The 22,464-nt window shown below is 68.2% G+C and carries 23 protein-coding genes and 1 riboswitch; of the genes, 14 read left to right on the top strand and 9 right to left on the bottom strand.

Annotation, left to right across the window (positions count from 1 at the left end; translation table 11 throughout):
* Window positions 1-29 precede the first annotated feature (29 nt).
* The 6 genes from KZX42_RS07415 to KZX42_RS07390 all read left to right on the top strand — a co-directional run bounded on the left by KZX42_RS07415 (window position 30) and on the right by KZX42_RS07390 (window position 8,842).
* Window positions 30-1,274: an MFS transporter gene (locus KZX42_RS07415; RefSeq protein WP_248118505.1), complete on the top strand. Its 1,245-nt coding sequence runs from the start codon at window positions 30-32 to the stop codon at window positions 1,272-1,274.
* Between the two features lie 60 nt (window positions 1,275-1,334).
* A complete protein-coding gene (locus tag KZX42_RS07410; protein WP_248118503.1) occupies window positions 1,335-2,585 on the top strand; it encodes a TetR family transcriptional regulator in 1,251 nt (416 codons plus the stop codon).
* Between the two features lie 272 nt (window positions 2,586-2,857).
* Entirely contained in the window at window positions 2,858-5,083 is a 2,226-nt protein-coding gene (locus KZX42_RS07405; protein WP_248118501.1) for a TonB-dependent receptor, read from the top strand.
* Window positions 5,084-5,141: 58 nt separating this feature from the next.
* A complete protein-coding gene (locus tag KZX42_RS07400) occupies window positions 5,142-6,452 on the top strand; it encodes a serine/threonine protein phosphatase (RefSeq protein WP_248118499.1) in 1,311 nt (436 codons plus the stop codon).
* Window positions 6,449-8,020, top strand: a complete 1,572-nt coding sequence (locus KZX42_RS07395; RefSeq protein WP_248118497.1) for an alkaline phosphatase D family protein — start codon at window positions 6,449-6,451, stop codon at window positions 8,018-8,020. The genes KZX42_RS07400 and KZX42_RS07395 overlap by 4 nt, the downstream gene beginning before the upstream one ends.
* Window positions 8,021-8,044: 24 nt before the next feature.
* Window positions 8,045-8,842 (top strand): phosphatase PAP2 family protein, encoded by a 798-nt coding sequence (locus KZX42_RS07390; RefSeq protein WP_248118495.1) that lies wholly within the window; start codon window positions 8,045-8,047, stop codon window positions 8,840-8,842.
* A gap of 26 nt (window positions 8,843-8,868) precedes the next feature.
* Here KZX42_RS07390 and KZX42_RS07385 read toward each other — a convergent pair whose 3' ends face one another.
* Window positions 8,869-9,183: a hypothetical protein gene (locus tag KZX42_RS07385; RefSeq protein ID WP_248118493.1), complete on the bottom strand. Its 315-nt coding sequence runs from the start codon at window positions 9,181-9,183 to the stop codon at window positions 8,869-8,871.
* 115 nt (window positions 9,184-9,298) lie between these two features.
* On the opposite strand from KZX42_RS07385, the gene KZX42_RS07380 reads away from it, so the two are divergent.
* The 5 genes from KZX42_RS07380 (at window position 9,299) to KZX42_RS07360 (ending at window position 13,467) form a co-directional block, all read left to right on the top strand.
* Window positions 9,299-9,646 carry a hypothetical protein gene (locus KZX42_RS07380; RefSeq protein ID WP_248118491.1) on the top strand — a complete coding sequence of 116 codons (348 nt, stop codon included), beginning with the start codon at window positions 9,299-9,301 and terminating at the stop codon, window positions 9,644-9,646.
* A complete protein-coding gene (locus KZX42_RS07375) occupies window positions 9,646-10,326 on the top strand; it encodes a response regulator transcription factor (RefSeq protein ID WP_248118489.1) in 681 nt (226 codons plus the stop codon). The genes KZX42_RS07380 and KZX42_RS07375 overlap by 1 nt, the downstream gene beginning before the upstream one ends.
* Window positions 10,323-11,762 carry a sensor histidine kinase gene (locus tag KZX42_RS07370; protein ID WP_248118487.1) on the top strand — a complete coding sequence of 480 codons (1,440 nt, stop codon included), beginning with the start codon at window positions 10,323-10,325 and terminating at the stop codon, window positions 11,760-11,762. Before KZX42_RS07375 ends, KZX42_RS07370 begins: the two co-directional genes overlap by 4 nt.
* 66 nt (window positions 11,763-11,828) lie before the next feature.
* Complete coding sequence (locus KZX42_RS07365; RefSeq protein WP_248118485.1) at window positions 11,829-12,743, top strand: DUF1206 domain-containing protein; 915 nt, start codon at window positions 11,829-11,831, stop codon at window positions 12,741-12,743.
* A 67-nt stretch (window positions 12,744-12,810) separates the two neighbouring features.
* On the top strand, window positions 12,811-13,467 hold the full coding sequence (locus KZX42_RS07360) for a DsbA family oxidoreductase (RefSeq protein ID WP_248118483.1): 657 nt from the start codon (window positions 12,811-12,813) through the stop codon (window positions 13,465-13,467).
* 36 nt (window positions 13,468-13,503) lie between these two features.
* Here the strand turns inward: KZX42_RS07360 and KZX42_RS07355 are convergent, their stop codons facing one another.
* From KZX42_RS07355 to thiC, 5 genes are all read right to left on the bottom strand, one after another.
* The gene (locus KZX42_RS07355; protein WP_248118481.1) at window positions 13,504-14,430 is read right to left on the bottom strand and encodes a hypothetical protein; all 927 of its coding nucleotides are present in this window, start codon (window positions 14,428-14,430) and stop codon (window positions 13,504-13,506) included.
* A 193-nt stretch (window positions 14,431-14,623) separates the two neighbouring features.
* Window positions 14,624-14,803: a hypothetical protein gene (locus KZX42_RS07350; protein ID WP_248118479.1), complete on the bottom strand. Its 180-nt coding sequence runs from the start codon at window positions 14,801-14,803 to the stop codon at window positions 14,624-14,626.
* A gap of 375 nt (window positions 14,804-15,178) precedes the next feature.
* A complete protein-coding gene (locus KZX42_RS07345) occupies window positions 15,179-15,757 on the bottom strand; it encodes a Swt1 family HEPN domain-containing protein (RefSeq protein WP_248118478.1) in 579 nt (192 codons plus the stop codon).
* Window positions 15,754-16,377, bottom strand: a complete 624-nt coding sequence (locus KZX42_RS07340; RefSeq protein WP_248118476.1) for a DUF5343 domain-containing protein — start codon at window positions 16,375-16,377, stop codon at window positions 15,754-15,756. Before KZX42_RS07340 ends, KZX42_RS07345 begins: the two co-directional genes overlap by 4 nt.
* A gap of 65 nt (window positions 16,378-16,442) precedes the next feature.
* Window positions 16,443-18,272 carry a phosphomethylpyrimidine synthase ThiC gene (gene thiC, locus KZX42_RS07335; protein ID WP_248118722.1) on the bottom strand — a complete coding sequence of 610 codons (1,830 nt, stop codon included), beginning with the start codon at window positions 18,270-18,272 and terminating at the stop codon, window positions 16,443-16,445.
* 140 nt (window positions 18,273-18,412) lie between these two features.
* A riboswitch (TPP riboswitch) is annotated at window positions 18,413-18,522 on the bottom strand.
* A 125-nt stretch (window positions 18,523-18,647) separates the two neighbouring features.
* Here thiC and KZX42_RS07330 point away from each other — a divergent pair.
* On the top strand, window positions 18,648-19,055 hold the full coding sequence (locus tag KZX42_RS07330; protein WP_248118474.1) for a BLUF domain-containing protein: 408 nt from the start codon (window positions 18,648-18,650) through the stop codon (window positions 19,053-19,055).
* Window positions 19,056-19,077: 22 nt separating this feature from the next.
* Here KZX42_RS07330 and KZX42_RS07325 read toward each other — a convergent pair whose 3' ends face one another.
* From KZX42_RS07325 to KZX42_RS07315, 3 genes are read right to left on the bottom strand one after another with little or no spacing between them, the layout of a single operon-like run.
* Window positions 19,078-19,461 (bottom strand): hypothetical protein, encoded by a 384-nt coding sequence (locus tag KZX42_RS07325; protein ID WP_248118472.1) that lies wholly within the window; start codon window positions 19,459-19,461, stop codon window positions 19,078-19,080.
* Between the two features lie 6 nt (window positions 19,462-19,467).
* On the bottom strand, window positions 19,468-20,301 hold the full coding sequence (locus tag KZX42_RS07320; RefSeq protein ID WP_248118470.1) for a TIGR02587 family membrane protein: 834 nt from the start codon (window positions 20,299-20,301) through the stop codon (window positions 19,468-19,470).
* Window positions 20,302-20,357: 56 nt separating this feature from the next.
* Window positions 20,358-20,975, bottom strand: coding sequence for a TetR/AcrR family transcriptional regulator (locus tag KZX42_RS07315; protein ID WP_248118468.1), 618 nt, complete (start codon window positions 20,973-20,975; stop codon window positions 20,358-20,360).
* A gap of 58 nt (window positions 20,976-21,033) precedes the next feature.
* Between KZX42_RS07315 and KZX42_RS07310 the strand changes: the two genes are divergently transcribed.
* Both KZX42_RS07310 and KZX42_RS07305 read left to right on the top strand, forming a co-directional pair.
* Window positions 21,034-21,423, top strand: coding sequence for a DUF4260 domain-containing protein (locus tag KZX42_RS07310; protein WP_248118466.1), 390 nt, complete (start codon window positions 21,034-21,036; stop codon window positions 21,421-21,423).
* Window positions 21,424-21,452: 29 nt separating this feature from the next.
* Window positions 21,453-22,451, top strand: coding sequence for a D-cysteine desulfhydrase (locus KZX42_RS07305; RefSeq protein WP_248118463.1), 999 nt, complete (start codon window positions 21,453-21,455; stop codon window positions 22,449-22,451).
* The last annotated feature ends 13 nt before the right edge of the window (window positions 22,452-22,464 follow it).

The following is a 22,464-nucleotide window of genomic DNA, read 5'->3' as shown; positions in this document are numbered from 1 at the left end:
CCTCGTGCCATAGAGGCGAGGGCCGTTCGATGGAGGAGGGCGAAGTTTCCAGCCGTTCCCAAACCCGCCGCACGCCCCTGGTCCTGGCCGCCTATCTGGTGCTTTTCCTGGCCGCCTTCATCGGCCTGGCGCCCCTGTTCCAGATCGTCGCCCCGCTGCACGCCGCCGGTCTGGACGCCAGGGCCAAGACGGAGATCCTCAGCCGGGCCATGGTCTGGGGCGCCGTCACCGCCGCCGTCGCCAATATCGCCATGGGCGCGATCAGCGATCGGACCCGCTCTCGGTTCGGTCGTCGTCGGCCCTGGATCGCGCTGGGCGCCGTGCTGACGGTGCTCAGCTATGTCGGCATCTGGCGGTCTGCGACGCCGGGTCACTTCGTCTGGGCCATCATCGGTTTCCAGCTTGCGTTCAACGTTCTGATGGCGCCGCTGTCGGCGGTGTTCGCCGAGCGCGTGCCGCTGGCCCTGCGTAGCACCGCCTCCGCCCTGATGGGCCTGTCCTACCCCCTGGCGGTCGCCCTGGGGTCCAGCCTGATGGCGCTGGGGCCGCAGCACGAGCCGGGGCGGCTGGCGCTGCTGGGCGGCATTCTGCTGGCCGCCGCCGCCCTGTTCCTGATCGTCTTCGACGAACCGGCCTCGACCGAGGGTCCGCAGAGCGAGGCGCCCAAACCGGCCGCCGAGGGCGGGGCGTTCTTCGATCCGTTCCGATCGCGCAACTTCGTCGTCGTCTGGACCTGCCGGCTGCTGATCGCGACGGGATATGCGCTGGTCAGCGTCTATCTGCTTTACTTCATCACCGATGCGGTGGGGTGGGCCGGCCGCACGCCCGAAAGCGCCCACGCCCTGCTGACCGGCGTCGGCTTCGGCGGGGTCGTGATCGTCGCCGGACTGGTCGCGGTGTTCGGTCGGCGCATCCGGCGCCGCCAGCCGGTCGCCTTGCTGGGGGCTGCGCTTCTGTGCGGCGCGACCCTGGTCCTGGCCCTGACCCAGTCCTGGATCGTCGCCGTGGTCGCCTTCGCCGCCTATGGTCTGGGCCAGGGCGCCTATGGCTCCGTAGAGATGGGGCTGATGGCCGACGCCTTGCCCTCGCGGGAGAACCGGGGGCGCGACATGGGGCTGAACAATCTGGCGGTGGCCCTGCCTCAGGCCCTGGCGCCCATCGCCGCCCTGATCCTGGAGCGCGCCGACATCGACGTCCGGGGACTGTACATCGCCGCCGCCGCCTGCTTCGCCTCGGCCGTCGTGGTCGTCGGACTGTTTCGTCGGCAGGCTTGATCGCAACGCCCCGACCCCGCATGACATGACGCCTTTCCGCGCACTTCGGCCTAAGGACCCATGTCGATCAGCCAGAGCCACAGTCGCGCCGTCGAAGCCGCGCTCATTCTGGACGCGGCCATCGAGCGGGCCTCGGCGGAGGGGCTGCACAGCCTGACGCTGCGCGACCTGGCCCAGGCGGTGGGCAAGAGCACCACCGTCATCGTCAATCTGTTCGGGGCCAAGTCCGGCCTGATCCAGGCCGTGGGCGAGGAGGCGCTGCGGCGCGATGCGGCCTTTCACGACGCCTTCTTCGGCTCGGTGGCGGGTCTGCCGCTGGCGCGCGACGGCCTGCTGGCCCTGGCCCAGACCTATCTGGGGCATCGGGTGGCGGACGACGCGGGGTTCGCCCGCATCTGGGAGGCCCTGCTGCTGGACGCCGAGCCGGCCCCGGAGCAGCGTGACATGGTGGGTCGCTGGCACGCCATGCGCTGCGACGCCTGGCGTCGGCATCTGGCGCGCGATGCGCGGTTGGACGGGTTCGTGGAGCCCCTGGTCGCCTGGCTGACGTTCGAACAATACTATGCGGGCGCGCTTCGCGGCCGGGCGGACTATGGCGTCGTCGCCGCCGAGGGGTTGGGGGCGATGATCGACCGCGCCTTCGGCCTCGCCGATGGTCCGCCTACGGCGACCTTTTGGTATCGCGACGCCATGGTCCTGCCCCAGGCGCCCGCGGGGGACGCCGAGCCGGAGGCCATGCGGCGCAAGCTGCTGGACATCGCGGCGGACCAGATTCTGGCCGGCGGCATCACCGCCATCACCAATCGCTCGGTCAGCGCCGTGGCCGCGACCTCGACCTCGACCATCGCCTATCACTGGCCGGACATGCGCCATTTCGTGCTGGACGCGGTCTGGCACAGCGTGTTCCGCGACATGCCGGGGCATTTGGCCGGCCATACGCCGGACGGCGATCCGGCCGGCGTCGATCTGGATCGCTGGGCCGCCATCATGGCGCCGACCGTGGCCATCGGGCGCGAGGCGGAAGGCTTCTATGTCCGATACGCCCGTCTGATCGCCAGCATTTGCATCGAGGCCCGGCGCGATCCGTCCTTGCGCGACCTGGCCATGCTGCTGCGCGGGCCGGAGGGCGGGGGCACCTACTACAAGCGAACAGGCGTCTGGCCGGCCGATTTCGACCTCAACCGTCTGGCGGCGACCCGGTTCGCCCTGTGGGTCAAGGCCGAGGCCCTGCTGGCCTGCGGGCGCGGTCGGGCGCTTGACGAAGACGCCCTGAAGGCGGCGGCCAGCCTGCTGGTTGCGCGCGTAGAGTAGTAGAACGCGCGTTACTATCCTGTTGCGGCTGGCGGGCCGCCATCTGACAAAAACAGTTCCTACAAGCGTCACAAAAGCATCGTTCGCGCGGCCTATTGCGGCATCGTTGTCGAACAGTTGTTTTTCCGACGCGACGAAGACGCTCCAGGCTCGTCTCCCCCGGGCCGCGCGCGTCTCGACCCAAGCGTGGATCAGGCGGCTGTTCGGCGACATCCCGAAACACATCGACACGCGAGGGCGGGGCCCCGCGCGTCGCCCGATGGATGGTCAAAATGAAACGTCTTCTTCTCGGCGCCTCGGTCGCCGCGCTCACCCTGGCGGCCCTGCCCGCCGTCGCCCAAATCCAGTCCGAGGCTGCGACCGCATCGGTCGACGACGTCATCGTCACGGCCCAGCGCCGCGCCGAATCTTCTCAGAAGGTCGGCCTGGCCCTGACCGTCATCTCGGGCGAGGCGCTGGACGACCGCAACATCCAGACGGTCAACGACCTGGAGAACTCGGTGCCCAGCCTGGAGGTCGACAGCCAGCTGGGCGGCGGCCAGCCCCAGTTCCGCATTCGCGGCGTCGGCCTGACCGACTACGCCGCCAACAACACCTCGACCGTGGGCATCTATGTCGACGAGGTGGCCTATCCTTACGGCGTGATGACGCAAGGTCTGCTGTACGACATCGCCCGCGTCGAGGTGCTGCGCGGGCCGCAGGGCACGCTTTACGGCCGCAACACCACCGGCGGCGCCGTCAGCGTGATCACCAACGCCCCGACCGACCATGTCGCCGCCGGCCTGAACCTGAGCTACGGCAGCTATGACGCGGCCAAGCTGGAGGGCTATCTGTCGGGGCCCGTCGCTGAGAACCTGACGGCGCGCCTGTCGGTGGCGGCGGAATCGGGCGGCGCCTGGCAATACAACCGCGACACCGGCGAAAGCCTGGGCGACAAGGACACCAAGGCCGCCCGCCTGCGCGTCAACTGGACCCCGACGGCCCAGACCGACATCGACCTGAACCTGCACTACAGCCGCGACCAGTCGGACGGCCGGGGCCTGCGGCTGATCACCAGCCCCTTTACCGCAGGCGGCGGCCGGGTCTATCCGATCGACACCGCGCACCGCATCACCGGCTGGGGCATCAGCCCTTATTTCGCCCAGCTGATCGGCGCCTCGCCCAACGCCAAGCCGTTCCGCGACAACGAGGGCAAGGGCGTCAGCCTGCGCCTGAACCAGGATCTGACCTGGGCGACCCTGACGGCCATCGCCAGCTATGAGACCTTCGACCGCAACGAGTTCAACGACTGGGACGCCACCGCGTCCAACGAGGCCGGCACCTTCTTCTTCAACGACATCAAGACTTCGTCGCAGGAGGTCCGTCTGGCCTCGCCGACCGGCGGCCGCGCCCAGTGGCTGGCCGGCGTCTATCACGCCAACGAAAGCGTGGACGGCGGCTTCTACTCCGACTTCTCGCAGGCCCGCACCCTGGGCTTCTACATGAGCACCACCTACGGCCAGAAAGTCGAGACGACGGGCGTGTTCGGAAACCTGGACTACAGGCTGAACGACCGCCTGACCCTGGTCGGGGGCCTGCGCTACGAGGACGAAAGCCGCGAGCTGAACAACTTCAAGACCGAGATCCTGGCCCCCAACCCCTCGGTGCGGGCCACCGCGTCGAAGTCGCAGTCGATGCGCGAATGGACCGGGAAGCTGGGCGTCGAATACACGATCAGCGACGACATCCTGACCTACGCCAACGTCTCGCGCGGGGTGAAGTCGGGCGGTTTCACCACCTATAACAGCGGCCTGCCGGACCAGCTGGAGCCGTTCAAGTTCGAAGAGCTGATCGCCTATGAGACCGGGGTGAAGTCCAGCTTCTGGGACCGCAAGCTGCAGTTCAACGCGGCCGCCTTCTACTACGACTACCGCGACCAGCAGCTGCAGGGCGTGCTCTACACCCAGACCGGGCGCGTCGGTCGGATGATCAACGTGCCCAAGTCCCACATCCAGGGCGCGGAGATCGAGGCGGTGTGGCGGCCCCTGCCCAACCTGACCATCACCCAGGCCCTGGCCTACAAATACGGCGAATACGACGAGTTCTTCTTCGTCAACTCGACCGCGACCGAGGCGGCCAAGGACCCGGCGACGGGCCAGTACAACACCATCATCTACAGCGACCGCGCCGGCGAGCGGCTGCCCTTCCCCAAATGGGACTACAAGGGTTCGGTCGCCTACGACTGGCGGATGGGCGACTGGGGCGTGGAGGCGCAGACCAACTACGCCTTCCGCGACGAGAAGTTCTCCACCTCATCCAACTCGATCATCGACTCCTACTGGCTGGTCAACGCCGGGGTTACGGCGCGGCCGATGAACGGGAACTATGCGTTCGGCGTCTATGTGAACAATCTGACGGATTCCTACTCCGAGGAATCGCGCAACCGCTTCATCTCGGCGGCGACGGGTTCGCCCAATCCGCCGCGCACCTGGGGCGTGCGCCTGAGCTATCGTTACTGATCCAACCCGGGCTTCGGTCGTCAGGCCGAAGCCCGTCCTTTCGCCGGGAGACCGCGCCGTGCAGACTATCTGGAAACGCCTGACCTGCGCCCTTCTGGCGGGCGGGATCGCCCTGGCCTCGGGCGCGGCCGTGGCCCAGCCGGCGCCGGGCCGGTTCACCATCGCCGTCATTCCCGACACCCAGAACTACGCCGATTTCACCCATCAGCGCGCGGCGGGCTTTCCCTTCGACGCGCGGGACATGATGACCGAACAGCTGCAGTTCATCGCCGACCACGCCGTTTCGCGCGGCGGCGACATCGTCTTCGCCACCGCCGTCGGCGACGTGTGGCAGCATCCGGTCGTGGCCATCGACCCCGACCATGCGGCGCGCGGCTTTCGTCCCCGCCCTGCGCCCGGCGGCGCCAATCTGGACAAGATTGCCGAGGGCGTGCGTACGGTCGAGATTCCGGCCTCCATCGCCGCCTATGACCGCATCGACGGCGTCCTGCCGTTTTCAGTGGTGTCGGGCAATCACGACTACGACGGTCAGTGGTGGGATGAACAATGGCCTCAAGACCTGACCGCGCCGGCCGGCGACCTGCGCCGCCTGGGCATGATTCACATCGGCGGCCTGACCGCCTGGAACCAGGCCTTCGGGGCCGAGACGAAGTTCTTCAAAGACCGCCCCTGGTATGTGGCTTCGCACGACGGCGGGGCCGACAGCGCCCAGGTGTTCGAGGCGGGCGGCTATCGCTTCCTGCATATCGGCCTGCAGATGGCTCCGTCTGACGCCAGCCTGAAATGGGCCGAGACGGTCATCCACGCCCATCCGGGCCTGCCGACCCTGATCACCACCCACGACTTCATCGACAAGACCGGCCAGCGCCGCGCCCATCCGGTGGTCGATCTGCACGCCCTGGACCCGTTCGACAACGACGCCCAGGGGGTGTGGGACAAGCTGATCGCCCGCAATCCGCAGATCTTCATGGTGCTGAGCGGCCACCACAACGGCCAGGCCTTCCGCTCCGATCTCAACCGCCAGGGCGGCGCCGTCTATCAACTGCTGTCTGACTATCAGGACCGCAATCAGACCGCGCTGGACGCAGGCTTGGCGCCGGATCGCGCGCCGGGAATCGGCGACGGCTGGATGCGGCTGATGGCCTTCGACATGACCGGCGAGACGCCAACGGTGCGGGTTCGCGCCTATTCGACCCGTTATCGTCAGTATGCGTCGGACCAGCCGGAATACGCCCGCCGTTATAAGGCCAACGAACAGCCCCGGATGAGCGACGCCGACTTCGTCGCCAGCGACGACTTCGTCATCCGCCTGCACGATTTCCGCGCCCGATTCGGCCCGGGCGCCGCTGCGGGGAGCGCGGGTCGATGAGTGTTCTGAACACGGGCTTTTCTCGCCGCGCCCTGATCGGGGGGCTGGTCGCCGCCCCCGTCGTGCTGCGTTTCGGCCGAGCCCAGGCGGGCGGCGCCTATCTGTTCCCGTTGGGCGTCGCGAGCGGCGATCCGTGGCCGGACGGTTTCGTGCTGTGGACCCGGCTAGCCGTCGATCCGGTCGCCGCTGACGGACAGGGCGGTCTGGGCGCGTCCATGCCGGTGCGCTGGGATGTCGCCGCCGACGAGGGCTTTTCCCGCATCGTCGCCTCGGGCCAGGTCACGGCCGAGGCCGCCGCCGCCCATTCGGTCCATGTGGAGGTCCAGGGCCTGACCCCCGGCCGCCCCTACTGGTATCGGTTCACCGCCGCCGGCCAGCGCAGCCCGGTCGGTCTGGCCCGCACGGCGCCGGCGCCGAATGCGGAGGTGGATCGGCTGAAGCTGGCCGTCGCCTCCTGCTCGAACTGGGAGGTCGGCTATTTCAGCGCCTATGGCCATATGGCCGACGAGGCGCCGGACCTGACCCTGTTCCTGGGCGACTACATCTACGAATACACCCGCACCGGGGCGCGGGCGGCCAATATCGTGCGGCCCTACGGGTTCGAGGACGCCACCACCCTGGCCGGCTATCGCAACCGCTATGCGCTGCATCGGACCGACGCGGACCTGCAACGCCTGCACGCGGCGGCGCCCTGTCTGGTCGTCTGGGACGACCATGAGGTGCTGGACAACTATTCCGGCGTCTGGCCCGACAAGGGCGGCCGGCCCGACGATTTCCTGCGCCGCCGCGCCGCCGGCTATCAGGCCTTCTACGAGGCCATGCCGATCCGTCGCACCCGGCTGGATCGCCGCCTGCAGATGCCGATCCACAAGCGCGTCCGCTATGGCAGGCTGGCCGAGTTCTTCATGCTGGACGGACGCCAGTATCGCTCGCGCGGGGCCTGCGTCGACGAGGGCGGCGCCAAGGGCCAGATCGTCGCCGACGCCCAGTGCCTGGACCGCCTGGACCCGTCGCGCACCTTCCTGGGCTTCGAGCAGGAGCGCTGGCTGTACGACGGCCTGGCGGGCGCCGAGGCGCGCTGGAACATCCTGGGCCAGGACCTGGTCATGGCCGGTCTGCGGTTCGAGGACCCCAATGGCGAGACCCGCTACTGGACCGACACCTGGGATGGCTTCCCCGCCGCGCGCGACCGCATGACCCAGGCGCTGCACACGATCAAGCCGCGCAATCCGGTGGTGCTGGCCGGGGACTACCATTCCTTCTGGACCAACGACGTCCTGCTGGACAGCCGCGACGAGCGTTCGCCTGTCGTCGCGACCGAGTTCGTGGGCACCTCCATCACATCGGGCGGGCCGCCCTACGACAGTCTTATGGCGGCCATGCCGGCCAATCCGCACATCAAATTCTTCGACAGCCGCGTGCGGGGCTACATGTCGATGGACGTCACGCCCCAGCGAATGACCGCCCGCTATCAGGCCGTCAGCGACGTGCGCGATCCCAAGGCCTCGCTGTCCACCTTGAAGACCTGGGTCGTCGAGGACGGCCGTCCCGGCGCCCAGGTCGCCTGATTTCCCGAGAGTTTCAGAGTGTCCATGCGTCTTTCCCTCTTGGGTCGCCGGTCGACGGCGGCCGCCCTGGCCCTGACCCTCGTCGGCTGCGCCTCGGCGCCTGCGCCAAACCCTGTCTTCTGGACCGGCTTCCGCGATCACCCGCGCGGTTACCTGGACGAGGCGCATGCGCCCGACGCCTCCGCCTTCCTGCCGCCGCCGCCCGAGGCCGGATCGCTGAGGGCGCAGGACGACCTGGCCTATTACCGCGCCACCCGCGCCCTGAAGGGGACCGCCCGCTGGGACCAGGCGCGCGCGGACAACGAGATCGAGACCCCGTCCGCGCCGCGCGTGTTCGACCAGGCGCTGGGCGTCGCCTTCCTTCCCGAACGGATGCCGACCCTGACGCGGCTGCTGGGGCGGATGCTGGGCGACCTGGAGACGATCCAGACCCCGGCCAAGCGCGGCTTCACCCGTCCGCGCCCCTTCGTGGCCGAGCCGGCCGAGACCTGTTTCGCGCCCGAGCCTTGGCTGGCGGCCAGCGGCTCCTATCCATCCGGCCATTCGGCCCTGGGCTGGGCCTGGGCGCTGGTCCTGTCCGAAATGGCCCCGGACCGGGCCGACCAGATCCTGGCGCGCGGTTTGGCCTATGGCGACAGCCGGGCGATCTGCGGCGTCCATTACGCCAGCGACGTCGAGGCCGGCCGCATCGTCGGCGCGGCCTTGTTCGCCGCCCTGAAGGCCGACCCGGCCTTCCAGGCCGACTTCGCCATAGCCGCCCGCGAACTGGCCCAGGCTCGCGCGACGACGCGCGCCCCGGCCGTGTCGACCGGGGCGCGCTGATCTGCCGAAGGGTCTGTCCTGAGGTTTTAGCCGCGCCAGTGGTCGCGGTCGCCGCGCTGGTGGCGGATCTGGGCCGACAGGCGGTCGAAGCGGCGGTCCAGGTCGGCGCGCTCCCAGGCGGTCAGGCCGCCCCGGCGGTAGTTGGCTTCCAGCCGCAGCAGGCTGTTGAACTCGCCGCGCAGGCGGACGGCTTCGCGGCGGCTGAGCTGGCCGGTGCGGACGCCCCGGTCGATGCGGCGATCCAGATTGGCCTGGCGGGCGTCGATCGGCGGCCAGGCGCCATGGCCGGGCTGATGGGGGCCATGATGCGGCGGCGTCGGCCGGTGATAGGACTGGGCCATCGACGGGGTGGCCGGATCGACAGGTTTGCGCGATCCCCGGTTTGGCGCGCGGCGTCGGTTGACCTATACGAGGCATTCAGCACCCGTTCAGATGAAGGGGGCTAGATCGGTCGCCATGTCCCGCAAACCCGCCAGTTTCATCGTCGCCGCCCAAAGCCTGGTCATGGCCTTGATCATGGCCCTGGCCGTCACGCCTGCCCTGACGACGCAGGCGGCCGCCCAATCCCGCGATCAGGACCCGCGCTCGCAGGATCGCGGCCCGCGCGTCAGTCCCGACGAGGCGCGCCGTCGCGGCGGCGAGGCCGGGGGCGGCCGTCCCATCGACACCCAGCCGCGCCGCGACGGCAACTACTCCGTCCTGGTCGAACGCGACGGGCGCGTGCGCGAGGTCGTCGTCGACGGCCAGACGGGCCAGGCCCGCCAGGGTGGTCCCGACAACACTCAACGACGCAGGCCCAACTGATGCGCGTGCTTTTGGTCGAGGACGACGCGGACCTGTCGCGTCAGCTGAAGGCGGCGCTGGGCGACGCGGGCTATGCGGTGGACCATGCCCCGGACGGCGAGGAAGCCCATTATCTGGGCGAGAACGAGCCCTATGACGTCATCGTTCTGGACCTGGGCCTGCCCAAGATCGACGGGGTGTCGGTGCTGGAGCGCTGGCGGCGCGAGGGCAAGACCACGCCGGTCCTGATCCTGACGGCGCGCGGCGCCTGGTCGGACAAGGTGGCGGGTTTCGACGCCGGGGCCGACGACTATCTGACCAAACCCTTCCATACCGAAGAGCTTCTGGCGCGTCTGCGGGCCCTGCTGCGCCGCTCGGCGGGCATCGCCTCGGCGACCCTGTCGTGCGGGGGCTTGCGGCTCGATCCGCGCGCCGCGCGGGCCAGCGTCAACGGCGAGCCGTTGCGGCTGACGTCGCTGGAGTACCGGCTGCTGCATCACATGATGATGCATCAGGGCCGCGTCATCAGCCGGACCGAGCTGGTCGAACATCTGTACGACCAGGATTTCGACCGGGATTCCAACACCATCGAGGTCTTCATCGGCCGGGTCCGCAAGAAGGTGGGGCCTGACCGGATCGAGACGGTGCGCGGCCTGGGATACCGGCTGACGCCGCTGGCGGGCGAATCCGAACCAGCGTGACCGAGGCGCCGGTCGCGAAACGTCTGGACTGGGGGCGATGGTTCGGGCGGCCGGGCCGGTCGCTGACGCGCCGGCTGATCTGGCTGGCCTCGGCATGGATCCTGGTCGCCCTGGTGATCGCGGCCCTGGTGCTGACCCAGGCCTTTCAGGAGTCGGCCCTGCGGCGACTGGGGGCCACCCTGAACGAGACCATCGACGAGATCGTGGTCGCCGCCAGCCGCACCCCGCCCGGCGATGTGTCGCCTCAGATCCAGGACGCCCGCACCCTGCGCCTGCTGTCGGGCAAATATTGGCAGATCCTGGAGGTGCGGCCGGACGGGCGTCTGGTCAATCTGGCGCGCTCCAACTCGCTGTGGCGCTATGATCTGGCGTTGCCGCCGGACCTGCCGCGGCGGCTGGATGCGGCCTTCGGCGACGTCATCACCTTCAACACGACCGGCCCCAAGGACGACGCCGAGACGCGCGAGCCGCTTCGAGTCGCCGCCAGCATGAAGTCCATCCCCCGGCACGAGCATCCGATCATCTTCATCGCCGCCGTGGACCGGTCCGAGGTGGACGCCGACACGCGCCAGTTCGCCCATGTCGCCTGGATCGCCCTGCTGATCCTGGGGCTGGGGCTGGTGTCGGCGGTCTTCATCCAGGTGCGGATCGGCCTGCGGCCCCTGTTCGACCTGCGCGACGAGATCGCGGACGTGCGCAAGGGCAGGTCGGCGCGGATCGGCCGGTCCTATCCGCTGGAGATCCAGCCCCTGGCCGAACAGGTCAACCGCCTGCTGGACCATAATCAGGAGGTGGTGGAGCGCCAGCGCACCCATGTCGGCAACCTGGCCCACGCGCTGAAGACGCCGATCTCGGTCATGCTGGCCGAGGCGGGGACGCAGGAGGGGCAACTGCCCGAACTGGTGCGCCGCCAGACCCAGGTCATGCAGGGCCAGGTGGATCACCACCTGCGCCGCGCCCGCGCCGCCGCCCGCGCCGCCCACGGCCTGGGCGAGACGACGCCGGTGCCCGAGGTGCTGGACGAACTGGCGGTCATGATCGAACAGGTGTTCCGCACCAAGGGGGTCGAGATCGACTGGCGCGCACCGGACGACCTGGCCTTCCTGGGCGAGCGGCAGGACCTGCAGGAGATCCTGGGCAATCTGATCGAGAACGCCGCCAAGTTCGCCCGACGCCGTGTGCGCGTCTCGGCCGGCGGCAGCGGCCTGGGACAGATGATCCTGGTGGTCGAGGACGACGGGCCGGGCCTGCCCGCCGACCAGCGCGACACGGTCATGCAGCGCGGCGCCCGGCTGGACGAGAGTGCGCCGGGGTCGGGCCTGGGCCTGTCGATCGTGGACGACCTGACCCGCGCCTACGGCGGTCGGCTGACCCTGGCGGACAGCGACATGGGCGGGCTGAAGGCGGTGCTGGAGCTGCCGGCGGCCCAGAGCTGACGCGCGACGGACGGGAGCCTTTGCCGGCGCGGCGGCGTTCAGGGGCTTCGCGCCGCCGGAGACCCGATGACCGCCGTTGAAAGCCTGAGACGCGCCGCCGCCGGCCTGGGCCGCACCGTTCGCCGCCGTTGGCCCCCGGCGCGCCGCACGCCCCGCCTGCACGTCCTGATCGAGGGCGCGGCGCGGATCGGATATGGGGCGCGCGGCTTCGTCTATCTGTCGGCGGGCGCCCTGACGCTTCTGGCCGCGACCGACCGGATCGGAGAGGCGGTGGGGACCAGCGGGGCGGCGGGCTGGCTGGCGGAACAGCCGTTCGGCAAGGTCTGGCTGGTGCTGCTGGGCCTGGGCCTGTGGGCCTTCGTCGGCTGGCGCGTACTGCAGGCGGTGTTCGACGCCGACCATGAGGGGGCGGACCTGAAGGGCTGGACCACGCGGGCGGGCCAGGCCGTCAGCGGCCTGTTCTACGGCGTGCTGGCGTCGGGGGTGTTCGAGTATCTGGACGAGTTCGCCGAGGCGACCGACGCCTCCTCCGCCCAGGCCGAGAGCGTCGCCGAGAACCAGGAGAAGGCCGCCGCCCTTCTGGCCCTGCCGTTCGGCGAGGCGCTGCTGATCGGGGCGGGGCTGACGGTGCTGGGTGTCGGCGTCGGCAATATCGTCAGGGCCTTCCGCGACGACTTCGACGACGCCCTGGCCTGTCCCAAGGCCTTCTGCGGGACGGCCACCGCCCTGGCGCGGGCGGGATACGCGGCGCGGGGCTTCGCCTATCTGCCGCTGGGGGTGTTCGTGGTGCTGGCGGGGCTTCATGCGCGATCGGGCGAGGTGACGACGACGGCGGCGGCCCTGGACGCGCTGGAGGCCCAGCCGGGCGGCTCGGTGATCCTGGGGCTGACGGCGGCGGGGCTGATGGCCTTCGGCGCCTTCGCCTTCGTGGAGGCGCGCTGGCGGCGCATCCGGCCGCCCCGAGACCTGAAGCTGGGATAGCCCTTGTCGCCCGGCCGGGCGTCGCCATATCCTTCGCAACACTCGCTGTTCCAGAAGGCCGCCGCCGATGACCAAGACCCTCAAGATCGACTTCGTCTCCGACGTGGTCTGCCCCTGGTGCGTGGTGGGGCTGGGCGGGCTGGAGACCGCGCTGGACACGCTGAAGGCCGAGGGGATCGCCGCCGACATCGCCTTCCAGCCGTTCGAGCTGAACCCCCAGATGGCGCCCGAGGGCGAGAACATCGGCGAACACATCGCCCGCAAATACGGATCCACCCCCGAACAGTCCGCCGCCAACCGCGCCATGATCCGCGAGCGGGCAGGCGCGGTCGGCTTCGACATGCGGATGGGGCCGGACAGCCGTATCTGGAACACCTTCGACGCCCACCGCCTGCTGCACTGGGCGCACGAGACCGCGCCCGACAGGCAGAAGGCGCTGAAACAGGCCCTGTTCGCCGCCCATTTCACCGACAACAAGAACATCACCGACGCCCGCGTCCTGACCGAGGCGGCGGAGACGGCGGGCCTGGACCGGGCCGAGGCGGGCGAGGTGCTGGCCTCGGGCCGCTACGCCCAGGCGGTGCGCCAGGCCGAGGAACTGTGGCGGTCGCGCGGCGTCAGTTCGGTCCCGGCCGTGGTGGTCGAGGGCAAATATCTGATCTCGGGCGGCCAGCCGCCCGAGGCGTTCGAACAGGCGCTGCGACAGATCGCGTCGGAGGGCTGAGAACCGCCTCCGTCCTGCGCGGCGGGGCGGAGACGATCACGGCGGCCGGGTCGCGGACGGCGGCTGAACAAAAACACCGTCCAATGTGTGCACATCGTCTGAAATTGGCGACGGCTTCAGGTCGTCCAGCGCCTCCACACGCGCCATCAGGGCGTCGCGGCCGGCGATATCGCCGGGCGTCAGGGCCATGGCCGCGCGGGCGATGACGCCGATCTCGCGCGCGACGGCGCCGGCGCGGTCGAGCAGGTCGGGTTCCTTCGGTTCAGGCGGCGGCGGGGCAGGGGGCGGGGGCGCCGCGTCGTCCTCCGTCCGGCGCGCCAGGGCCGACAGGCTGAGGTGCAGCCGCATCCAGCGGGCGGCCTCCAGCGCGCGCCCGGCCTGGACCGCCCGGTTCAGCCGCGCCCGCGCCTGATCGGCCATGGCGGCGAAATCGGCCGGTTCGTCGTCAAAGGGGTCGGGCAGGTCGGCGGGCAGGTCAGCGTCGGGCGCGCGATCATCCAGAGGGGCGGGGTCGGGCTGGTCCCGACGCCGCCAGCCTTCCTCGGCGGCGCGGGCGCGAAAGGTGCTGACCGCCATGCCGTAACGGGCGCTGACCGTCTCGGCGCTGGCGCCCGCCAGATAGTCCTTCGCCGCCGCCTGCCACGCGGCCTCTGACGCCCGGACATAGCCGCCGCGCGACCCGGCCCCGGTTGCATCGCGCGCGGCCATGATCTCGGCCCCGGCCGCGTCCCGCGCGGCCATGATTTCCGCCATCGCGGCGGCGACCGCCGGATCGGTCGGGGCGCCGGGGACATATTCGTCGACCGGCAGGTCGTCGGGATCGCGCCCCTCCTGCCAGGGACCGATATTGCCGCGCGCGTCGCCCATCGGCGGCGCCTTGTGCCGGGGAATGTAGGACAGGTCCCCGAACTCGTTCTGCTCCCACTCGCCGCGCGCGATGATGCGGGGTGCGTTGCTGTCCATCTGCGTCTTCAGCCCCTGGCCCACGCCCCCGAAACGGAGCGCCCCCTCAGTCTAACCCCGCCCGGAACCGTGATAGGTTGGGGCCGCACATTTTGCCGAAAGGCGAGGGATTTCAACGGGCCGAGCAGGCGCATCGTGCATAGGAAGGCGGACCAGCCGTTCATCCGCCCCGCTCTCGAGGGGAGGGGGAGACCTAGGCGCGCGTCTTCCGGCGCGAGGGTGCGGCGTCGGCGGCGGTGACCAGATGCCCCTTCCAGCCGGGCGGCGGCAGGAACTTGCCGGACTGCTCCTCGCGCGTGCCATGCTTCGCCATCTCGGCGGCGCGGCGCGCGGCCTTCAGTGCGGTTTCGTGATCGATCAGCATCTTGTTCATCGCGGCCCCCAATCTAACAGGTCCCTGTCTTTCGTCATCCTCCGGCGCGAAGCGACCGGGGGACCCAGCGGCGCCGAAGGCGATGCATCCACCGCACGATGTCGAAAGGTCCCGGCTCGCACCAGGTTGGCAGCTACGCGCCGCCCTTCGGGTCGCGCTCTCGCGCGCCGCTGGGTCCCCCGGTCTGCGCCGCTGCGCGGCTTGCCGGAGGATGACGAAAGGAGGGGATCACGCCCCCGCGTCCGGGTTCACGAACCGAAACGCCTCCGCCCGCTGACGCAGGAAGCGGTTGATGAAGGTGGTCTTTCCGGATCCGTTCGGTCCGGCGAGGAGGACGAGGGTGGGCATAACGACGATTCACATTCGAGGATGGCTCTAAACCGTAATCTGGGTGGACCAATCTCGAAGATGTGTCCCTAACCTCGCGACATCCCGGCGACTGAGCTGACCGCTATGCATTATTACGTTACGCGACTTCTCAATCACGTCAAATATCGAAGCCGCCCAATCTAAATCGGGTATAAATGGCTCGAAACATTCTTCGTTTTGGCGAATGATATTCAGAAGATTAGGAAGCATCGTGAACTGAATGGGGTCTTCGCCTCTTTGAACATGCCAGCGGACCTTCTTTTCTTCCTCCAGCCGTTTTTCTGCAGCGGATCGGATTTTTTCCGATACGCATTCTGCCCACCAATTGGCTCCCTTTGACTCAAGAAGGGTCGCGGAGACCAAGTTCCGCACCGAGTTCTCGAACGCAGCCACGGCTGTATAGACAATAGCCATGCCTCTAGCATCGGCGACCAGGTCTTCATTAAGAACGTTCAAAGAAAGGAGAATGCCTATTTCTGCGTCATCCATTTCGGAAGTGCGCGGCTTGGTTCGGCCTGCCGAGTCCAAGGCTTCTTGCGTCAACATTCCTCGATAAACGAAGCTGTAAGCTTCGATGTCTTTCATAAAATGTGCTCTTTTAGGCTTCTAAATAGAGCGTCGTATACTTTTGGGTCGCGACTTTCAGGCAGTATTATTTGTATATTGTAGTGCAAGCCGCCTAGCGACCGGGACGATGAAGGGGAACGAGATTCGCTCCTCTGAACTTCTGTATCCGGTGCGACAATCTCTGAAGGCTCAGTTAGGGTTGTTGCAGCCTTCGTTTCAAAATCAGCAAGCTTGACAAGCTCGCTAAATGTAAGTGCCATCTTATCAAGAACGGACTCAGACAGCTGTCCCTGACTAAGTGTCTTAAACTTGTTTATGACCTCAGAACGGCTGAGCTTCTGAGCGCTTGTATTAACTTTAAAGAGGTCATCGTATGCTTCGCGAATTCCCTCCGCCAGAACAACCGCCGACTGGGTTTGGTCGAGAAATCTAAAGTATCGATCTGTGGGCTTTTTATCCTGGGAAAGAAAACCCAGAGCCACAAGCACTCCCACAACCAGCCGGTCATTGCTGGAGGGAAAACCAAGCCCCTCCAGAAATTTCAGATTGAACGTATCTGGTGCCTGCGCAGTCTTCATCGCTTCGAGAAGCGCCGCGAGATTTTTGGTGCTGGTAAGATAGGATTTTGGCAAGGCCACGATTTGTCCCCCTTTGACCGCACACCCTAGATTGAAATCGGCTCCCCCGGCAACGCGTAGCGAAGTTACACCTTCACCTCCACAACCCCGCCCCCCGCGCGGAACTTCGCGCTCATTTCCGCCATGCCGGCTTCGGCCTCCGTCAGCGAACCGCCCGCATCATTCTGGGCCTGGGCATCGCGGCGGATGTCCTGGCTGATCTTCATGCTGCAGAACTTGGGGCCGCACATGGAGCAGAAGTGGGCGGTCTTGTGGGCCTCCTTGGGCAGGGTGGCGTCGTGGTATTTGCGGGCGGTTTCGGGGTCCAGGCCCAGGTTGAACTGATCCTCCCAGCGGAACTCGAACCGGGCGCGTGACAGGGCGTCGTCGTGTAGGCGGGCGGCGGGGTGGCCCTTGGCCAGGTCGGCGGCGTGGGCGGCGATCTTGTAGGTGATGACGCCGTCCTTGACGTCCTGACGATCCGGCAGGCCCAGATGCTCCTTGGGCGTGACGTAGCAGAGCATGGCCGTGCCGAACCAGCCGATCATGGCCGCGCCGATGGCCGATGTGATGTGGTCATAGCCGGGCGCGATGTCGGTGGTCAGGGGGCCAAGCGTATAGAAGGGCGCCTCGTGGCAGTGCTTCAGCTGCTCGTCCATATTCTGTTTGATCTTGTGCATCGGCACGTGGCCGGGGCCCTCGATCATGACCTGGCAGCCCTTGGCCCAGGCGATTCTCGTCAGTTCGCCAAGGGTGCGCAGCTCGGCGAACTGGGCCTCGTCATTGGCGTCGGCGATGGAGCCGGGGCGCAGGCCGTCGCCCAGGCTGAAGCTGACATCATAGGCCCGCATGATGTCGCAGATGTCCTCGAAATGCTCGTAGAGGAAGCTCTCCTTGTGGTGGGCCAGGCACCACTTGGCCATGATGGAGCCGCCTCTTGAGACGATGCCCGTCACCCGATTGGCCGTCATCGGCACGAAGGGCAGGCGCACCCCGGCGTGGATGGTGAAATAGTCCACCCCCTGTTCGGCCTGTTCGATCAGGGTGTCGCGGAACACCTCCCACGTCAGGTCCTCGGCTATGCCGTTCACCTTCTCCAGCGCCTGATAGATGGGCACGGTGCCGATGGGGACGGACGAGTTCCTGATGATCCAGTCGCGGATGTTGTGGATGTTGCGACCCGTCGACAGGTCCATGACGTTGTCGGCGCCCCAGCGGGTGGCCCAGACCAGCTTGTCCACCTCGTCGTCCACGCTGGACAGGACCGCACTATTTCCAATGTTAGCATTGATCTTCACCAGGAAGTTGCGGCCGATGATCATCGGCTCGACCTCGGGGTGATTGATGTTGTGCGGGATGATGGCGCGGCCGCGCGCGATCTCCTGCCGCACGAACTCGGGCGTCACGAAGTCGGGGATCGCGGCGCCGAAATCTTCGCCGTCGCGGATGCAGGGGGAGTTCTGCTCGCGGCGCAGGTTCTCGCGGATGGCGACATATTCCATCTCGGGCGTGATGATGCCGGCGCGGGCGTATTCGTACTGCGTCACCGGGCGGCCCTCCACGCCCTTGAAGACGCGGTGGTTCGAGACGTCGAAGCGCGGCGCCAGGTGGCGGCCGCTGGCGTGGCCGTTGTCCTCGGGCTTGACCTCGCGCGGGTTCGCGACGGGGGCGATGTCGCCACGATCCAGCTGCCACGACGACTTCACGCGGGGCAGGCCCTTCTTGATGTCGATGGCGACGGTCGGGTCGGTGTAGGGGCCCGATGAGTCATAGATGGTCACCGGCGGCTCGTTGGCGCTCGGGTGGACGGCGACCTCGCGGAAGGGGACGCGGATGTCGGGATAGAGTTCGCCCGCGACATAGACCTTGCGGCTGCCCGCCCGTTCGCCGGTGGGGATGGCGCCGGTCTCCTTCATCACCTGTTCGCGCGCGTCTTTCAGCGCCAGATCCACATTCGGCTCTTCGGGCAGGGCGGGCGGGGTGACTTGGATGTTCATGGCGGCCTCAAACGGTGTGAGGTCCGCCGACGTCGGGCGCGTGGGTCCTGTGGCGCGAGGACCGAAAGCGTTACTCATCCCTTCGCCGGCATGACCCGGATCAGGTTCGACGGGTCAGAGGAGAAACCTCAATCTCAGCCGCTCGATTGCGACCCCCCGGAGAACGCCTGCAGCCTAACGCGGCCGGCGGGGGAAGTCGAGATGTGCGATATCTGACATAAGTTATTGTTGTAGCGTCTATTTTTCCGTCTATGCTGTTCCGGCGGCGTTTCATCGGGGACAAGAGGGGCGGTCATGGGTCTGGCGCTGGAGCGGATCGTCTACACCAGCCGGGCGAGGGGCGACGCCGACAGCCTGCTGATGCAGGTGGATATTCTGGCGACATCGCAGCGCAACAATGCGCGCGACAACCTGACCGGGGCCTTGATGATCCATGACGGTCGGTTCCTGCAGGTGCTGGAGGGCGCCGCGCAGGACCTGGATCGGCTGATGATCCGGCTGGCCGGCGATCCACGGCACGAGGCGGTGACGATCATGGAGCGCATCCCTGTCGCCGAACGCCGATTCACGGGCTGGGCCATGGCCAGCGTGCGCGTGACCCCGGCGTTGGAGCCCCTGCTGCGCGAGATCGTGGTCGAGGGCCGTTCGAGCGCGGAGGCGGTCGAAGGGATGCGGCAGGCCGCGATGGCTCAATCCGCCTGAAGGGCGCTGCTCAAGGCCTGTCTCAGGGCGCCGACCAGCCCTTGACCGCGACCGCCGCCGGGCGCGGATCGGCGTCGAAGCGGAGGTAGGCGCGGGCGTGGCCGTGGCCGGGGACGTAGTCCAGGGTCGCGGTGGCGGTCTGGTCGCCCAGGACGCCCTCGATATCGACAGCGGCGGCGGTGTCGTCGCCGTCGTTCTGCACACGGACGGTCGCGACCTGGCCGGCGGCGGTGGACTGGACCGCGACGATGCGGGCGCTGAGGGCGGGAGGCGATGACGGCTGCAGCGCCTCCCACACCACGATGCCGACGGCGCCCAGGGTGACGGCGGCGCCGACGCCGGCCATGACCCATTGAAGCACCGGGCGGGGCGTGGAGGCGGCGGCGCGTTTCGTCTTTGCGGGCATGGGGGGTCAGACCAGAAGGCGGGCGGCGGCGGCGCCGATGGCTGCGGGAAAGCCCAGAACGACCATGGTCTGGACCACGCCGGCGACCGAATGGCCGTCGACGCGGCCGAACAGGAACAGGGTGAACAGGCTGACCCCCAGGGCGATGGCGTAGCCGGGCAGGGTGAAATGCAGGAAGGCGGCGGCGGGACGGTCGGCCTCTTCCTGGCCGGCGAAACCCGCCTTGAACACGATCAGGTGCAGCAGCAGGATCGACACCCCGATCAGGGCCAGGATGTGGGCGGGCGAGGCCTTGTAGGCGATCAGGATCATCTCCTCGGTCGGGGCGATGTTCAGGGCGAAGAACAGGGCCCCCGCCGCCATCAGGAACAGTTCGCCGAAATAGGAGGCCTCCTCCTCGTCCGTGTCTCCGCCACCGCCTTCACCGCTGAGTTGACGCCGGGCCAGGAGCGCGCCCATGGCGCCGGGGACGGCCTGAAGGGCGACCATGCCCAAAGCCTCGCGCGGCGGGGCGTCCCATTCCAGCACGCCGAACAGGATCAGCAGGAGGGAGGCGGTGACGAAGCCGACCGCCAGGGCGACGGCCGTGTCCAGGGCGTCATTGACCAGGCCGCGCCGCTTTGAGAACCCCGCATAATAGGACAGGCCGTACAGCAGCGGCAGGCCGGACAGGATGAAGGTCAGCAGCCGCCAGCGGTCCATGACCACGCCCTGCTCCCACATCTCCATCGTCATCAGAAGCGGGATGTTGAACACCAGGGCGCCGGCGAAGGCGCGGCCCAGATCCGACACATAGGCCCGCTCTCGATCCAGGTTCACGAACGGGGCGGCGGTGCTCATGGGACGGCAACGGTCGAGACGGGGCTTTGGCTCCCGCGCGTCCGTCGCCAGGGCGATCAGTCCGGCCAGACCTGCATCAGGCGGTCGATGGCGGCCTCGATCCTGGACCAGCCCTGGTCGTCCAGATCGACCCCGGCGAACCGGCGCCGCGCGTCGGCCGCCAGGGCCAGATGCTGAACCGCCGCCAGGACGACCACGTTCAGGGCGACCACATCTCCCTCGGACGGAATCGCGATCCGGGGGCGCCGCGCAGCCATCCAGTCCTGCATCACCCGGGACCGGGCCATCTCCAGGCGCCGCAGAAGCGGGGTGTCCTGGGCGATCTCCCAGGCCAGCATCCGCAGCACCAGCGGCTGGGTGCGAAGGACGTGCAGATAGGCCAGGACCGATTCACGCATGAAGGCGCGATAGGTGGTCGCGGTCGAGGGCGGCTGTTCGGCCAGGGCCTGGCCCAACCAGATGTCGGGCCGCCCCGCCAGCCGTTCGACCACGCCGTCGAGATCGGTGAAGTAGCGATAGATCAGTTTGCGATCCACGCCCGCCTCGGCGGCCAGGGCTTGGACATTCAGCGCGGTCCAGCCGTCGCGCAGCAACAGTCGGCGGGCGGCCTCGATGATGGCGGTTTCGGTGCCGGATCGGTCGCGGGGACGGGGCGTCGCAGGTGGGATTGACATGTCCCATACATGAGACATATCCATGTGTCCCACAAGTGAGACATATGGAGCGACCCTGATGACGGGAACGACGACGAAGCCGCCGATGCGCGACTGGCTGCGGCTGGAAAGCTTGGCGATCCTGGTTTTGTGCGTGGGGCTTTATTCCCACATCGGCGCGCCCTGGTGGCTGTTCGCGGCGGCGTTTCTGGCGCCCGACCTGTCGTTCGCGGGCTATCTGTTCGGCGGCCGCGTCGGGGCGTGGACCTATAATCTGGCGCACAACGAGGTCAGTCCGGTGGTGCTGGGCCTGGTCGGGTTATGGCTGGCGCCCACGCTGACGCCGTTCGCGCTGATCTGGGGCGCCCATGTCGGGTTCGACCGGATGCTGGGCTATGGGCTCAAGATCGGCGCGTCGTTCGGTCAGACCCATCTGGGGGCCATCGGCAAAGCCGGCGCAGGCGTCTAAGACAGGGCGACCCCCACGGAGTTCGTCCCATGCATCTCGCCCGTTTCGCCCGCATCCGCCTGGCCCATCTGCCGACGCCGCTGGAGCCGCTGCCCCGGCTGTCGGAGGAGCTGGGTCTGGACCTGTGGATCAAGCGCGACGACTGCACCGGCCTGGCGGGCGGCGGCAACAAGACCCGCAAGCTGGAGTTCCTGCTGGGCGCGGCGTTCGAGCAGGAGGCCGATACCCTGGTGACCCAAGGGGCGGTGCAGTCGAACCATGTGCGCCAGACGGCCGCCGCCGCCGCCGCCCACGGCCTGGCCTGCGAGATCATTCTGGAAGAGCGGACGGGATCGAAGGCCAGCGACTATGTCGGCAATGGCAACGTGCTGCTGGACCGGCTGTTCGGGGCGACGATCCGCACCGTGCCGGGCGGGACGGACATGGTCGCCGAGCTTGAGAAGACGGCGCAAGACGTGCGGGCGCGCGGCGGCAACCCCTATGTGATCCCCGGCGGCGGATCGAACCCGGTCGGCGCCCTGGGCTATGTCGATTGTGCGCGCGAGATCGTGGTCCAGGCCGACGAGATGGATCTGGAGGTCCACCGGATCGTGACAGCGACGGGCAGCGCGGGCACCCATGCGGGCCTGGTCGCCGGGCTGGCGGTCATGGGGGCGGACATCCCGGTGCTGGGCGTCGGTGTGCGGGCGCCCAAGGAGAAGCAGGAGGCGAACGTCTTCAAACTGGCCGAGGAGACGGCCGCCCTGCTGGGCCAGCCGGGGCGAGTGACGCGCGATAGGGTGGTGGCCGACTGCGACTATGTGGGCGAGGGCTACGGCCTGATCGATCAGGGGGTGATCGACGCCCTGACGCTGGCGGCGCGACTGGACGGGATCGTGCTGGACCCGGTCTATTCCGGCAAGGCGATGAAGGGGCTGATCGCCCTGGCGCGGGCGGGTCAGTTCCGGGGCGAGACGGTGGTCTTCCTGCACACCGGCGGGGCGCAGGGGCTTTTCGGCTATCAGACCGAGATCGAAGGGGCGCTGTAAGGGCGGCGCCCGT

This window comes from Brevundimonas sp. EYE_349 (assembly GCF_023147505.1).
In the GTDB taxonomy this organism is placed as follows: domain Bacteria; phylum Pseudomonadota; class Alphaproteobacteria; order Caulobacterales; family Caulobacteraceae; genus Brevundimonas.
Note: the sequence above shows the minus strand (reverse complement) of the source record. Positions and strands in the feature narration are given on the sequence as shown.

What these genes read in the sequence shown, in the direction of transcription:
- KZX42_RS07350 (WP_248118479.1), bottom strand. Translation starts at nt 14,803, where the DNA reads ATGAACAAGATGCTGATCGATCACGAAACCGCACTGAAGGCCGCGCGC.
- KZX42_RS07320 (WP_248118470.1), bottom strand. Translation starts at nt 20,301, where the DNA reads ATGAGCACCGCCGCCCCGTTCGTGAACCTGGATCGAGAGCGGGCCTAT.
- KZX42_RS07345 (WP_248118478.1), bottom strand. Translation starts at nt 15,757, where the DNA reads ATGAAAGACATCGAAGCTTACAGCTTCGTTTATCGAGGAATGTTGACG.
- KZX42_RS07385 (WP_248118493.1), bottom strand. Translation starts at nt 9,183, where the DNA reads ATGGCCCAGTCCTATCACCGGCCGACGCCGCCGCATCATGGCCCCCAT.
- KZX42_RS07415 (WP_248118505.1), top strand. Translation starts at nt 30, where the DNA reads ATGGAGGAGGGCGAAGTTTCCAGCCGTTCCCAAACCCGCCGCACGCCC.
- KZX42_RS07325 (WP_248118472.1), bottom strand. Translation starts at nt 19,461, where the DNA reads ATGCCCGCAAAGACGAAACGCGCCGCCGCCTCCACGCCCCGCCCGGTG.
- KZX42_RS07365 (WP_248118485.1), top strand. Translation starts at nt 11,829, where the DNA reads ATGACCGCCGTTGAAAGCCTGAGACGCGCCGCCGCCGGCCTGGGCCGC.
- KZX42_RS07310 (WP_248118466.1), top strand. Translation starts at nt 21,034, where the DNA reads ATGACGGGAACGACGACGAAGCCGCCGATGCGCGACTGGCTGCGGCTG.
- KZX42_RS07380 (WP_248118491.1), top strand. Translation starts at nt 9,299, where the DNA reads ATGTCCCGCAAACCCGCCAGTTTCATCGTCGCCGCCCAAAGCCTGGTC.
- KZX42_RS07330 (WP_248118474.1), top strand. Translation starts at nt 18,648, where the DNA reads ATGGGTCTGGCGCTGGAGCGGATCGTCTACACCAGCCGGGCGAGGGGC.
- KZX42_RS07390 (WP_248118495.1), top strand. Translation starts at nt 8,045, where the DNA reads ATGCGTCTTTCCCTCTTGGGTCGCCGGTCGACGGCGGCCGCCCTGGCC.
- KZX42_RS07355 (WP_248118481.1), bottom strand. Translation starts at nt 14,430, where the DNA reads ATGGACAGCAACGCACCCCGCATCATCGCGCGCGGCGAGTGGGAGCAG.
- KZX42_RS07375 (WP_248118489.1), top strand. Translation starts at nt 9,646, where the DNA reads ATGCGCGTGCTTTTGGTCGAGGACGACGCGGACCTGTCGCGTCAGCTG.
- KZX42_RS07405 (WP_248118501.1), top strand. Translation starts at nt 2,858, where the DNA reads ATGAAACGTCTTCTTCTCGGCGCCTCGGTCGCCGCGCTCACCCTGGCG.
- KZX42_RS07395 (WP_248118497.1), top strand. Translation starts at nt 6,449, where the DNA reads ATGAGTGTTCTGAACACGGGCTTTTCTCGCCGCGCCCTGATCGGGGGG.
- KZX42_RS07305 (WP_248118463.1), top strand. Translation starts at nt 21,453, where the DNA reads ATGCATCTCGCCCGTTTCGCCCGCATCCGCCTGGCCCATCTGCCGACG.
- KZX42_RS07410 (WP_248118503.1), top strand. Translation starts at nt 1,335, where the DNA reads ATGTCGATCAGCCAGAGCCACAGTCGCGCCGTCGAAGCCGCGCTCATT.
- thiC (WP_248118722.1), bottom strand. Translation starts at nt 18,272, where the DNA reads ATGAAGGAGACCGGCGCCATCCCCACCGGCGAACGGGCGGGCAGCCGC.
- KZX42_RS07315 (WP_248118468.1), bottom strand. Translation starts at nt 20,975, where the DNA reads ATGTCAATCCCACCTGCGACGCCCCGTCCCCGCGACCGATCCGGCACC.
- KZX42_RS07360 (WP_248118483.1), top strand. Translation starts at nt 12,811, where the DNA reads ATGACCAAGACCCTCAAGATCGACTTCGTCTCCGACGTGGTCTGCCCC.